This is a genomic window from Tenacibaculum finnmarkense, from assembly GCF_900239185.1.
In the GTDB taxonomy this organism is placed as follows: domain Bacteria; phylum Bacteroidota; class Bacteroidia; order Flavobacteriales; family Flavobacteriaceae; genus Polaribacter; species Polaribacter finnmarkensis.
The window spans coordinates 1-12992 of sequence record NZ_OENA01000093.1 but is presented as its reverse complement, the minus strand read 5'-3'; the positions used below and the strand labels follow the sequence as shown (position 1 = coordinate 12992).

10 protein-coding genes and 1 pseudogene are annotated in these 12992 nt (G+C 31.3%); 6 read left to right on the top strand and 5 right to left on the bottom strand.

Translation table 11 applies throughout. The annotated features are described in order from the left end of the window. Nucleotides 1–21: 21 nt before the first annotated feature. A complete protein-coding gene (locus AQ1689_RS10850; RefSeq protein WP_101956094.1) occupies nucleotides 22–762 on the bottom strand; it encodes a hypothetical protein in 741 nt (246 codons plus the stop codon). 102 nt (nucleotides 763–864) lie between these two features. Here AQ1689_RS10850 and AQ1689_RS10845 point away from each other — a divergent pair, with 102 nt between their 5' ends. Both AQ1689_RS10845 and AQ1689_RS10840 read left to right on the top strand, forming a co-directional pair. Then, complete coding sequence (locus tag AQ1689_RS10845) at nucleotides 865–2286, top strand: ATP-dependent DNA helicase (RefSeq protein ID WP_101915261.1); 1422 nt, start codon at nucleotides 865–867, stop codon at nucleotides 2284–2286. 111 nt (nucleotides 2287–2397) lie between these two features. Continuing rightward, a complete protein-coding gene (locus AQ1689_RS10840) occupies nucleotides 2398–3039 on the top strand; it encodes an energy transducer TonB (protein ID WP_101956093.1) in 642 nt (213 codons plus the stop codon). Nucleotides 3040–3363: 324 nt separating this feature from the next. Here AQ1689_RS10840 and AQ1689_RS10835 read toward each other — a convergent pair whose 3' ends face one another. The 3 genes from AQ1689_RS10835 to AQ1689_RS10825 are packed head-to-tail and all read right to left on the bottom strand — an operon-like array spanning nucleotide 3364 to nucleotide 6023. After that, nucleotides 3364–4455: a M42 family metallopeptidase gene (locus AQ1689_RS10835; RefSeq protein WP_101915259.1), complete on the bottom strand. Its 1092-nt coding sequence runs from the start codon at nucleotides 4453–4455 to the stop codon at nucleotides 3364–3366. 47 nt (nucleotides 4456–4502) lie between these two features. Continuing rightward, nucleotides 4503–5342, bottom strand: coding sequence for a lysophospholipid acyltransferase family protein (locus AQ1689_RS10830; RefSeq protein WP_101915258.1), 840 nt, complete (start codon nucleotides 5340–5342; stop codon nucleotides 4503–4505). Between the two features lie 54 nt (nucleotides 5343–5396). After that, complete coding sequence (locus AQ1689_RS10825; protein WP_058885058.1) at nucleotides 5397–6023, bottom strand: NUDIX hydrolase; 627 nt, start codon at nucleotides 6021–6023, stop codon at nucleotides 5397–5399. 232 nt (nucleotides 6024–6255) lie between these two features. Between AQ1689_RS10825 and AQ1689_RS10820 the strand changes: the two genes are divergently transcribed. Further along, nucleotides 6256–6456 carry a hypothetical protein gene (locus AQ1689_RS10820; protein ID WP_317047044.1) on the top strand — a complete coding sequence of 67 codons (201 nt, stop codon included), beginning with the start codon at nucleotides 6256–6258 and terminating at the stop codon, nucleotides 6454–6456. 97 nt (nucleotides 6457–6553) lie between these two features. On the opposite strand, the gene AQ1689_RS10815 is transcribed toward AQ1689_RS10820, so the two are convergent. Then, nucleotides 6554–8677 (bottom strand): endonuclease, encoded by a 2124-nt coding sequence (locus AQ1689_RS10815; RefSeq protein ID WP_101956091.1) that lies wholly within the window; start codon nucleotides 8675–8677, stop codon nucleotides 6554–6556. A gap of 186 nt (nucleotides 8678–8863) precedes the next feature. Here AQ1689_RS10815 and pheT point away from each other — a divergent pair, with 186 nt between their 5' ends. From pheT to AQ1689_RS10800, 3 genes and pseudogenes are all read left to right on the top strand, one after another. Beyond that, entirely contained in the window at nucleotides 8864–11290 is a 2427-nt protein-coding gene (gene pheT, locus AQ1689_RS10810) for a phenylalanine--tRNA ligase subunit beta (protein ID WP_101915253.1), read from the top strand. 102 nt (nucleotides 11291–11392) lie between these two features. Further along, entirely contained in the window at nucleotides 11393–12424 is a 1032-nt protein-coding gene (locus tag AQ1689_RS10805; RefSeq protein ID WP_101956090.1) for a quinone-dependent dihydroorotate dehydrogenase, read from the top strand. Between the two features lie 211 nt (nucleotides 12425–12635). Beyond that, nucleotides 12636–12896: pseudogene (locus AQ1689_RS10800) on the top strand (LysE family translocator); the annotation flags it as partial. Nucleotides 12897–12992 lie beyond the last annotated feature (96 nt).

The following is a 12992-nucleotide window of genomic DNA, read 5'->3' as shown; positions in this document are numbered from 1 at the left end:
GGGAAAAAAAGAATTTTTCGATTATTTTTTCTTGTTAGCAGCCATAATTTCTGCTTTATCGTAAGACGGAGGCCAGTTACCACCAGTAGTTACGTCATCTAATGAACCTACAGAAACAAATTCACCTTTAATTTGATCGGTTTCTTTAGCTTCTAATTCTTGTTTAATTAAATGTTTTTTCATTCCTTTTAAAACGACTGCTTTTTCTATTTTCGCCTCAAAAACAGGTACAAATAAACCAGCAACTTTTTCAACTTTTCCTGTTACTAATTTAAATTCTTTGTCGGTTCCAGGAACTTTAAACATTGATTTATAGTCTTTACCAGCAAAATATTTAGATACTGCTTCGTAACCAATAGTATCAACTTGTTTTTTAGATACAGTAACGAAAATTCCACCACCTCTATCTACTTTTTCTTCAACATTTGTAGTTTGTGTTAAAACTAATTGTCCTTTTTCGATAAAGTTAATTAAAGAATCTTTACTGTTTGTGTAAGTTCTGTTAACTTGCTTGTATTTTACTTCGGCATCACGAATTAATTTTAAATTGCTAATAACTTTAGCGTATCGAACTTCTTTCTCTTTAGCAAAGTGGATAGGCTCCATAATACCTGAATAAATCTTAAATGCTAAGAAAATTGATGCTACTAATAATAAGATAGATACTAACCATCTGACTTTTAAGGGCACAAACTTAACGATAATGTAAGCTAAAAGAATTGCAACTACAGTAGCTGCTAAAATCATTAATAATAAATTCATTTTTTTTGTTTTTATATATAGTATAAGCAAATCTACACTTTTTTTTCAATCATTAAAATATTTATCGATTAAATAGAATTATCTTTGTTAATTATTTAAGATATGATAACATTAGCGTCTAAATTTTATGAAGAAGTTATAAAAGGCTTCCCATATAAACCAACCATAAAGCAAGATTTATTACTCAATAAACTTGCTGATTTTATTTTTGACACCAATAATAACGCCTTATTTTTACTAAAAGGATATGCTGGTACTGGTAAAACAACGATTATAAGTTCGGTGGTTCATAATTTAGAAAAAGCCAATAAAAAAGCTGTTTTGTTAGCGCCTACAGGGCGTGCTGCTAAGGTTATTTCTGGCTATTCTAAAAAGAAAGCTTTTACCATACATAAAAAAATATATTTTTCTAAAAAACAAGGGGCTGGCGCAATGAGTTTTGTAAAACAGCCCAATAAGCATAGCAACACCATATTTATAGTTGATGAAGCTTCTATGATTTCTGATGCCCAGCAGAATTCAAAAATGTTTGAAAATGGGTCTTTATTAGACGATTTAATTAGCTATGTGTATTCAGGGAAAAATTGTAAGCTTGTTTTTATAGGAGATACCGCACAATTACCGCCCGTAAAATTAACACTAAGCCCTGCTTTAGATGCCGATAAGCTTTCTTATAGTTTCGATAAAAATGTTTTTGAAATTGAATTAGATGAAGTAGTACGTCAGCAACAAAATTCGGGGATTTTAGCAAATGCCACGGATTTGCGTATGTTAATACAATATGGTGCTTCCGATTTTCAGTTTGATGTTAAATATCCTGATATTATCCGACTAGAGGATAGTTACGATATTCAAGATGCTATTACATCGGCGTATGATGGCGATGTTGGGGTAGAAGATACCGCTTTTATTGTACGTTCAAATAAAAGAGCGAATCAGTATAATAATCAAATTAGAACGGAAATTAGAGGGCAAGAAAATGAAATTTCTACTGGCGATTATGTAATGGTTGTTAAAAATAATTATTTCTGGCTAAAAGAATCGTCATCGGCAGGTTTTATAGCCAACGGTGATATTTGCGAGGTAATGCGTATCAATTCGATTAAAGAATTATACGGTTTTAAGTTTGCTGAGGTAGAGGTTCGCATGATTGATTATCCTGATATTCCAAATTTTGAAACGGTTTTATTGTTAGATACGCTATCGAGTGAAAGCCCGTCTTTAACCTACGAGCAATCGAATAAGTTATACGAAGCTGTAAAAGAAGATTTTGCCGATCAAACGAAATACAAGCAGTTTTTAGAGGTAAAGAAGAATAAGTATTTTAATGCGCTTCAAGTAAAATTTTCTTATGCGATGACCTGTCATAAATCGCAAGGAGGGCAGTGGAATACGGTTTTTATAGAACAGCCGTATTTACCCGACGGACCAAGTGTTGAATATTTACGCTGGTTATATACCGCAGTTACCAGAGCGCAAAACAAGCTTTATTTAATCGGTTTTAAAGATGATTATTTTTTATAATAACCGTTTAATAACATTTATTTAATTTAAGTTCTGAAAATGTGTGACTTAACGATATAAATAGTGTCAAAAAAGTGATAAAGAAAAAATTAAATTATTATTATTATTTTTATGAAAAATTTCACACTACTGATATTCCTTTTAGCATTTCAGTTAAATTTTAGTCAAAATAAAAAAGTTTGTCTTTCTACTCAAGAAGATGGCCTTGAAGATGTTAATCAGATATCGGTAAAAAATAAATGTAAAGTATCGGGTTTTAAGAGGCATTTATCTGTAAAAAGAGCCAGAAAATCAAGAGCTACTAAAAAGAGTTACACTAAAAAAAGTATTTTAAGCGATAAAAATAGCACATCAAATACTAAAAATGTAACGAAAATTAAAGAAGAGTTAGCCTCTTTAGCTTCTTCGATAGTTGCAAGTGACAAATCAATTTCTTTCACTGAAGTAGATCAAGTGCCTTTATTTAAGTCAAAACAAAGAAATACCGATGCTTTTGATGATTTTAATGAAAAAATAATCCGTCATATTGATGATAATTTAAAGGATGTTGATGGAGCAGAAGGAATTGTAGATGTAAGTTTTATTATTGATATTAATGGCGATGTAAATGCTATAAAGGCAAGTTGTGACAGCAACAGTGTTATTTTAGAGCAAGAAGCAATTAGAATTATATCGTTACTTCCAAGATTTACTCCTGGAAAACACCACGAAAAGAAAGTAAATGTTTTCTATAATTTTCAAATGGAGTTTTAGAGGTTGTTTAAATTTCATCTGAAAAAACAGCACATAAAAATAAGAAATCGCATTCTGATTTGCCAGCATTTTGTCAATTCGAGTGATTTTAATGATAAGAAGAAATTAAAATTGTATCGAGAATTTGAATTATTTTCTGTTCTGTTGATATTTAAAAAGTTCTCGATACATTTTTTTTGAAGGAAAAAAACACTCGAACTGACAGTTTATTTAATTTTTAAACAGGTTCTTAAATTAGATAGTTATAAAAAATCCCTCTAAAAATTAATTTTAGAGGGATTTTTGTTTTTATCAATTTTATCAAAAGAGATACTACAGTGAAATTTATTTAAAATACGAAAAATCTTCGCCGTATTCTATTTTTAATAAACTTTCGTAAATCATTTTAATTACATTTTCAACATCATCACGATGTACCATTTCAACGGTTGTGTGCATATAACGTAATGGTAAAGAAATTAATGCCGAAGCAACACCTCCGTTACTATAAGCAAAAGCATCGGTATCGGTTCCGGTGGCTCTTGATAATGCCGAACGCTGAAAAGGAATGTTTTTTTCTTTAGCAGTATCAATAATTAAATCACGTAATTTTTGCTGCACAGCAGGAGCGTAGGCAATTACCGGACCTTTCCCCATTTCTAAAAGACCTTCTTTCTTCTGATTAATCATTGGAGTAGTCGTATCGTGTGTTACATCGGTAACAATCGCTACATTTGGTTTTATGGTGTGTGAAATCATTTCAGCACCACGTAAACCTATTTCTTCTTGAACAGAATTGGTTATGTATAAACCAAAAGGCAATTCTTTTTTGTTCTCTTTTAATAAACGAGCAACTTCGGCAATCATAAAACCACCCATTCTGTTGTCTAAAGCACGACATACAAATTTATCGCCGTTTAAAATATGAAATTCATCTGGGTAGGTAATTACACAACCAACATGAACGCCTAATTTTTCAACTTCTTCTTTGGTAGCGCATCCTGTATCAATAAAAATATTATCAGGTTTTGGCGCTTCTTCGTTTGCTTTATTACGAGTATGAATTGCTGGCCATCCGAAAACTCCTTTTACAATGCCGTTATCAGTATGGATGTTTACAATTTTACTCGGTGCAATTTGATGGTCAGAACCACCATTGCGAACCACATAAATTAATCCTTCATCTGAAATATAGTTTACATACCATGAAATTTCATCGGCATGCCCTTCAATAACTACCTTATATTTAGCATCAGGATTAATAATACCTACAGCAGAACCATAAGTATCAGTAATAAATTCATCAACATACGGCTTTAAATAGTCCATCCAAATTTTCTGCCCTTCCCATTCGTAACCAGTAGGAGCAGCGTTATTTAAATATTTAGCTAAGAAATCGATTGATTTCTCGTTTAAAATTGATTCAGTTTTAGCCATAATTTATTGGTTTAGTGTTTGTTTGTTATGTTTTTTCTTGATGATTTTTACTCTTCTTCGTCTTTTTGATTTTTCGCTTCATCATCGACCCATGAACGACGTTTTTCAATAAACTCTTCTTGCTCTTTTAATTGTTTTGGTGTTAACACCTTTAAAAAAGAAGGATGTTGCTCTATAGCGTATTCAATTTTTTCAATAATACTTGCTACTTCTTCGTTTTCATAATCAATATCTAAAGGTTCTTTAATAACCATTGATTGTAAAACATTACGTTTTTTAATAACCAGTCCTTTTTTATCAAAAGAACGTCTAAAACCGTCAATAACAATAGGTACTACAACAGGTTTGTAGGTTTTTATAATATGAGCAGTTCCACGGCGTACAGGTTTAAAAGGAGTTGTTGTTCCTTGAGGAAAGGTAATAACCCAGCCATCATCTAAGGCTTTGCTAATATTTGAAATATCCGACATTTTTACCTGTCTTTTTACATCTTTTCCTTTACTTCGCCATGTTCTTTCTACAGAAATAGAACCTGCATAAGCAAATATTTTAGGCAATAATCCGGCACGCATTGTTTCACCAGCAGCAATATAATAAGTGTTTAATTTTGGTGTCCATAAGTAACCGATGTTTTTAAGATTGTTATCACGCCCTTTTAAAGCGGCATTAAAAACATGAAACATTGCGGCTACGTCGGCAAAATAAGTTTGATGATTGGAAATAAATAATACATTTTTGTCTGGAAGGTTTCTTAAAATTTCAGACCCTTCGATTTGTAGTTGGTTAAATTTTCGGTATCTACCATGAGAAATTATACCAAGTGCTTGAATAAGAAGCCTTTTCAGGAACAATATATGTCCGAAAGGATTCCTTTTGAATAAAGGCATTTGTAGTTTGTTTTTAAGTGTAAAAGCTAAGTTACAAAAGAAATCGAAAAAATACTATTTAAATAAATCTTTAATTTCCGATAACATCATTGCCGTTGCACCCCAAACACTATAATTGTTTAGTTTAAAGCATGGTACAGCTTCTTTTTTCATATAGGATGTTGCTATTTCTTTTGTCGTTAAATTACCATCATTTAACAAGTCGCTCATTAATACTTCAATTGTAGTTGCTACTTCGTAATTTGGTTTAAAGGCAGGTTTTTTTTGAATAACACCTATAAATGGGGTTACTAAAAAATTACTTGGTGGTATATAAGAGTCTGTAATTTGACGAATAATTTTAATTTCTTCGGATAAAATTCCAACCTCTTCAAAAGTTTCTCTTAATGCAGTTTGTTTAAGATTGCTATCTTTTTTAGCTATTTTACCTCCAGGAAAACTAACTTGAGCGGAATGTTTGCCTTTATAGGTAGCTCTTAAAGTAAGTAAAAAACGTGTTTGATTATTTTCATCAGGATAAAACAAGGCTAAAACAGCAGCTTTTTTAGGGTTTTTACTTTCAATTAATTCTTGCGGAAATTGTGTTCTTAATTTTGGTGCAAGTTTTAACTGAGATGTTAGTCCTCCTAAAGGTTTGGTTTGTAACTGTGCTATTTTATTTGTTAAATCAGAAAAAATCATTGTTTGGGTTTTTAAAAAATTTAATGAATTGAAAAAGAGTAATTAAAGTAAAAATACATCTTTATAAAGCAAAAAAATAAATTAATTTGGCTTGAAGTTTGATTTGTAAAGAATATATCTTAATTTTCGTTAAACAGTTAAAAATGAATATACAAAATTAGCGCTAAGCTTACTCTTTGATGCTATCGGATTACTATCATACGCAATCCCTGGTTTAGGCGAATTATCCGATATGTTTTGGGCACCAGCATCGGCATATTTAATGACCAAAATGTATAAGGGGAATAAGGGTAAAATTGCGGCAGCGGTTTCTTTTATTGAAGAAGCAATCCCTGGCTTAGACATCATACCGACCTTTACAATTATGTGGTTGTTTACCCATGTTTTTACTAATTTTGGAAAGAAAACGCCATTAAAAAAAGTAATTGAATAATCTTGGTTTTACTTAATTATAAATTTTAAAGAAACTAAAAAAGGCAATCATTTATGTGATTGCCTTTTTTTATTAAATAATTACTGATATAATATCCTTATTTTTTAATAAATTTCTTAGTGATAATTTTCTGATTATCATTAATTTCAAGAATATAGATACCCTTGTTTAAATTAGAAACATTAATAGCATCATGGTTTATTTGACCTTTTAAAACCGTTTGACCATTCATATTTATAATTCTAAATTGAGCATTTCTATTATCTAAAATTTGAATATTGATAAAATCAACTGCTGGGTTTGGATAAAAGTTAGCATTAAAAATAGCCGCTTCATTTCCTAGTTTTTCAACAGGTGTAAAGTCTGTTGCTGTAAGAATATTTTTAGAAGTATGTAATTCTTTTCGCTGACTTTGTCCTATAGTTACGGTATAATCTTCTACTTCACCATGAGAAAAAGTTTCACAAGCAGTTGCTTTAGCATCCCATTTCATAGAAACACGCATTCTTGTTTTTCCTGTTAGCACAGAAGAAGGTACGTAAATATTAGAAGATAAGTTACCCGCACTCGATGATGATCCGCTAACCACTTGTTCATCATTTTCAAAAACACCATTTTTATTAAAGTCAATCCAAACTTTCCAAAATTCAGTGTATGCTTCGCTTGAAAAACCTGCACTTACAATAAGCTTATTATTTCCATAATTTAAACTAGCTGTTTGTGCTGTAAAATCAGCATAACCACCATTTGACTTGGTAGCGTTATAAATTCCGCCGATAGCCACCTTGTCTATATATTCGTAGTTTGCATTTTTTCCTGTTGAAACGCAATAAGTAACAGCAACTTCTTCTCTAATATCTTCTTTAACTTCTTCTTCGATATTTGGGGTAGGAGCATCAGCATCTAAAACATGATTTGATAAACCGTCAAAAGTATCTTTAGAAAGAATATTCCACTGAGAAGCGTCATAAATACTACTTGCTTGTTTAATGCTAGCTTTTCGCTGTAAGGTTTTATCTTTAGCAAAAACAGCTGAACTACTAGGATTTCCAACAACATCAATAAGAACATTCTCTTTAAATAAACCAATAGCATCATTTCCGTTAAACGATAACACGCTTGCATCTAATAACTGTGCCTTGTTTTTTAAGGCCGAAGTAGCACTGCTATTCGCAATTACATACATTTTTTGATTATTTAAAACACCGCTTAATGTTAAGGTATTTGTCCATCCGCCACCGTTAGAGGCTTTCTTTAATGAATATCCTTCTAAATTAATTGCGTTTCCTGTAAAATTTGAAATTTCTAAAGCTTTATTATTTGATGAACCTTCTATATATTCAGAAATAAATAAATCGGCAACTGTAGTTGAGGTATTATTTTCTTGGGAAGAAGTATCTGTTGTTGTATTTGAATCGTTATTATCGTTATTTGTGTTTCCAAATAAATTTTCAGCTTGAGGTCCTCCCCAAATTTGAGTTGCAAAAGCAGGATTGTCAATAAACGGATTTCTGTTTCCTTGTATTGCTTCTATAATAGGATTTCGTTGTTTTTCAAAATCAGAAACAGGATCTTCTACATTCCATTCTAATAATAAATTAATCATGTTAGCATCTAATGAGTTCGCTGAACCAACAGCAACATTGCTAGGTAAACATTGATTTGCGTACCGAAGATACATGTACATCATCATACGAGCAACATCACCTTTCCACTGATCGCCAGGATACCATCCGCCAGAAACGCTTCCTGCATTTCCTGAACCTGCAACAAATTTCTTGCTACTTCTTTGCGAATTGAAAGAAATATCGGCAGGTCTTAAATGATGAATATCGGCTCCTGAACCTGAAGTTCCTAAATTAGGCGTTCCTAATGACTTCGGATATACGTGTTCTCTGTTCCATTGTGTACCAGCAAAACCTCCATTTGCATCTTTACTTCGTGTGATATCGGTAACGTAATTTTCGTCGTTATTATTATATCCGTAAATTAAAACAACTTTTGAATTATCTGTAGCGTCTAAATCTGCTTGCTTTAAAGCATTCCATACACCAGGGCTATACGATAAATTAACCTGTTGTGTACTAATTATTTTTGTTGCTAAAGCATCTTTTAATGCTGTATTTGTTAGTGTCAAGTCTATATCACTATAATAAGACGGAATTTGAGAAAATACTGAAACTGATAGCATCAGTAAAAAGAAGGGTATTAATTTTTTCATGTAAATGGTGTTTGTGTTGTGTTTGTTAATTATGAATTTCGGCAAAAAAACAACTTTTTATTGAGAAATCCATTATCAAACGATTAAAAATCAGTTTGGTATATTATATGATAAAAGCAGGGCTAAACAAGGCTAGTTTTTTGCTTTATTTTACTTAAATTTGTCAGTTCAAATTAGAGATTGATTATGAAGATATCATACAATTGGTTGCGCCAATTTTTACAAACGGACTGGGAAGCTGAAAAAACAGGAGAGTTATTAACTGACTTAGGTTTAGAAGTAGAAGGGATTGCAACTGTAGAGAGCATCAAAGGAAGCTTAAAAGGCATTGTAGTTGGTGAAGTAAAAACATGTGAAAAGCATCCAAATGCTGATAAATTAAAAATAACTACTGTCGATTTAGGTGACGGAAACCCGATTCAAATAGTCTGTGGTGCGCCAAATGTAGCTGCTGGGCAAAAAGTGCCTGTTGCTACTGTTGGTACTGTTTTGTATGATGAAAACGGTGAAAGCTTTAAAATTAAAAAAGGTAAAATAAGAGGCGAAGAAAGTTTCGGGATGATTTGTGCTGAAGACGAATTAGGCTTAGGTAAAGGTCATGACGGAATTATGGTTTTAGATGCAAATTTAGTTGCAGGAACTCCATGTGCTGATGTTTTTAAAATAGAAACTGATTATGTTTTTGAAATTGGTTTAACGCCAAACCGTGCCGATGCCATGAGTCATTTTGGTGTCGCTCGTGATTTACGTGCAGGATTAATGCACCAAGGAACAAATTTAGAATTAATTTCTCCTTCGGTTTCTGATTTTCATGTAGATGAGCGTACGCATAAAATTGATATTGAGGTTGAAGATAAAAACCTTGTGCCTCGTTATTGCGGAATTACCATTACTGATGTTGAGGTAAAAGACTCTCCTGAGTGGATTCAAAACAGGTTAAAGGCTATTGGAATTGCGCCTAAAAATAACATTGTTGATATTACAAACTATGTTTTACATGAATTAGGACAACCCTTACACGCTTTTGATGCTCAGAAAATTAGAGGAAATAAAGTTGTTGTAAAAACATTAGAAGAGGGAACAAAATTTAAAACCTTAGATGATGTAGAAAGAGAATTGTCAGCCGATGATATTATGATTTGTGATGCCGATGATAATCCATTGTGTATTGCAGGTGTTTTTGGCGGAGCAAAATCAAGTGTTACCGAACATACCACGAGTATTTTCTTAGAAAGTGCTTATTTTAATCCGGTATCTATTCGTAAAACAGCAAAAAGACATGCTTTAAATACCGATGCTTCTTTTCGTTTTGAACGAGGAATTGACATCAATTTAACAGAATATGCTTTAAAACGTGCGGCTTTATTAATTGAAGAATATGCGGGAGGAAAAATGTCTTCGGATGTTTTATCGCTATATCCAAAAAAAGTAAAAGGTTTTGAAGTGTTTTTATCTTTTGAAAACACCTATAAGTTAATAGGACAGGAAATTCCGAAAGAAACCATTAAAAATATTTTAGCTTCTTTAGAAATTAAAATAAATAGTGTAACTGAAGGAGGTTTAGGTTTAACAATTCCTTCGTACCGAGTAGATGTACAGCGTGAAGCTGATATTATTGAAGAAATTTTAAGAGTTTACGGGTATAATAATATTGAGTTTTCTCATAAATTAAATACCTCTATTTCTTTTGATAGCGATAAAAATGTTAAAGTAGAAAATATTGTTGCAAATCAGTTAACCTCTTTAGGATTTAACGAAACAATGGCAAACTCTTTAACAAAGGCAAGCTATGTAGATTTATCGGAAACCTTAAATGAATCGCAAAATGTTGAAATTTTAAATCCGTTAAGTAATGATTTAAAAGTGATGCGTCAATCATTATTGTTTAGTGGTTTAGAATCTGTTTCTTATAATATCAACAGAAAAAATAATGCGTTGAAGTTTTATGAATTTGGGAAAACCTATCATAAATATGAAAGCGGATATCAAGAAGATAAGCATTTAACCTTGCTTGTTACTGGTAACAGAACAAAAGATAGCTGGAAAGTAGCTTCTGAAAATGCAGATTTCTTTTATTTAAAAGGAATTGTAACTTCATTATTTAGTAGGTTAGGGTTTGATAATTTAAAAACATCGCCTGCAAAATCAGATATTTTTTCGGAAGGATTAGCATTGAGTTTAGGGAAAACTAAATTAGTAGAATTTGGGGTTTTAAAAACAAGTATTTTAAAAGAGTTTTCTATTAAACAAGAAGTATTATTTGCCGATTTTAACTGGCAAAATATTTTAACCTTAGTAGGAAACAAGAAAATTAAAATTGCTGAGTTTACAAAATTCCCAGCGGTAAAGCGTGATTTAGCTTTGTTATTAGATGATAAAGTAGCCTTTAAAGAAATTTATAATTTAGCTTTTCAATCAGAAAAGAAATTATTGAAAGAGGTAGATTTATTTGATGTATATCAGGGTGATAAATTACCTGATGGCAAAAAATCATATGCTGTGAGTTTTGTTTTACAAGATGAAAATAAAACACTTGACGACAAACAGATTGATAAAATAATGCAAAAATTACAAGCAACTTTTGAAAAGAATTTAGAAGCTGTTTTAAGATAATAATTTAAAAGCTCCATTTATTTGGGGCTTTTTTTATGGCTTTTTTTAAAAAAAAATATGGCTAAAATTTAGAGCTTCCTTTTCAACCTTTAATAAAACAATATGTACAAACAATTAATTCGCCCAATTTTATTTATTTTTGATCCTGAAAAAATTCATTATTTTACTTTTTCAGTGGTAAAAACAGTTTCTAAAATACCTTTTGTTTCTTCAATATTTAGAAGTATGTATCAGGTAAATGATAAAAAATTAGAACGTAATTTATTCGGACTAACATTTAAAAACCCTGTTGGTTTGGCTGCCGGTTTCGATAAAAATGCGGTACTATATAATGAGTTGGCAAATTTTGGTTTCGGTTTTGTTGAAATAGGAACGGTAACTCCAAAGGGTCAGGCAGGAAATCCGAAGAAAAGATTGTTTCGTTTAAAAGACGATCAAGGAATTATTAACCGAATGGGGTTTAATAATGAAGGCTTGGAAGTTGCAATTGAGCAGTTAAAAAAGAATAAAGGTAAAATAATTATCGGTGGAAATATTGGTAAAAATACCGATACCACTCCCGAAAATTATACGCAAGATTATGTAACTTGTTTTAAAGGATTACATCCGTATGTAGATTATTTCGTTTTAAATGTAAGTTGCCCAAATGTTGGTAGCCACGCAAAATTAGACGATGTTTCTTATTTGAAAGAATTGATTACCGAAGTACAGGCTTTAAATAATAAAGAGGTAAAACAAAAACCGATTTTATTAAAAATTGCGCCTGATTTAAACAATCAGCAATTAGATGAAATTATCGAATTGGTCGCGCAAACAAAAATTGATGGCGTTATTGCATCGAACACTTCTGTAAATAGAGCTAATTTAAAAGCATCGAAAGAACGGTTAACTGAAATCGGAAATGGTGGTGTAAGTGGTCAGCCGGTAAAAGATAGAAGTACCAAAGTAATAAAATATTTAGCGGATAATTCGAACAAATCGTTTCCTATAATTGGAGTTGGCGGTATTCATTCTGAAAAAGATGCCCTAGAAAAAATTGATGCAGGTGCTGATTTAGTTCAAATTTATACAGGATTTATTTATGAAGGACCTAGTTTGGTGAAAAGAATAAACAAAGCTATTTTAAATAGATAAAATATTTTTTACTTTTTAAGAGCCTGTTTAAAAATTAAATTAAAACTAAATTCTCGTCATGCTGAATTTATTTCAGCATCGCATCAACAAGAGAACTACGGTAAATCAGGATGTGAAACTGAAATAAATTCCCTTTGACGGACTCGATTCCTTATTATTTTTCTGTGATATTTTTTTTAGATAAAATTTAAACAGGCTCAAAGACTAAACAATGCTAGAAATTTTAAGCTCTTTTTTAATTACCACTGCAATATTGGCTATTTCACCAGGTCCTGACAATATTTTTGTATTAACACAAAGTATTGTTAATGGCAAAAAATATGGTTTAGCAACAGTTTTTGGTTTAATGGCAGGTTGTATTATTCACACAACTTTAGTTGCTTTCGGAATTTCTGAATTGATAAAACAACAACCAAATTTATTTTTCAGTATTAAATTATTAGGAGCAGGGTATTTGTTATATTTAGCATATTATTAGGTCTATGTATAGTGCCATCCTGTAAGGTGGCATTATATATAGATAGTGTTGTGTGTTTTTTAATATTACTAAATTAAAAAAATAAAAGGA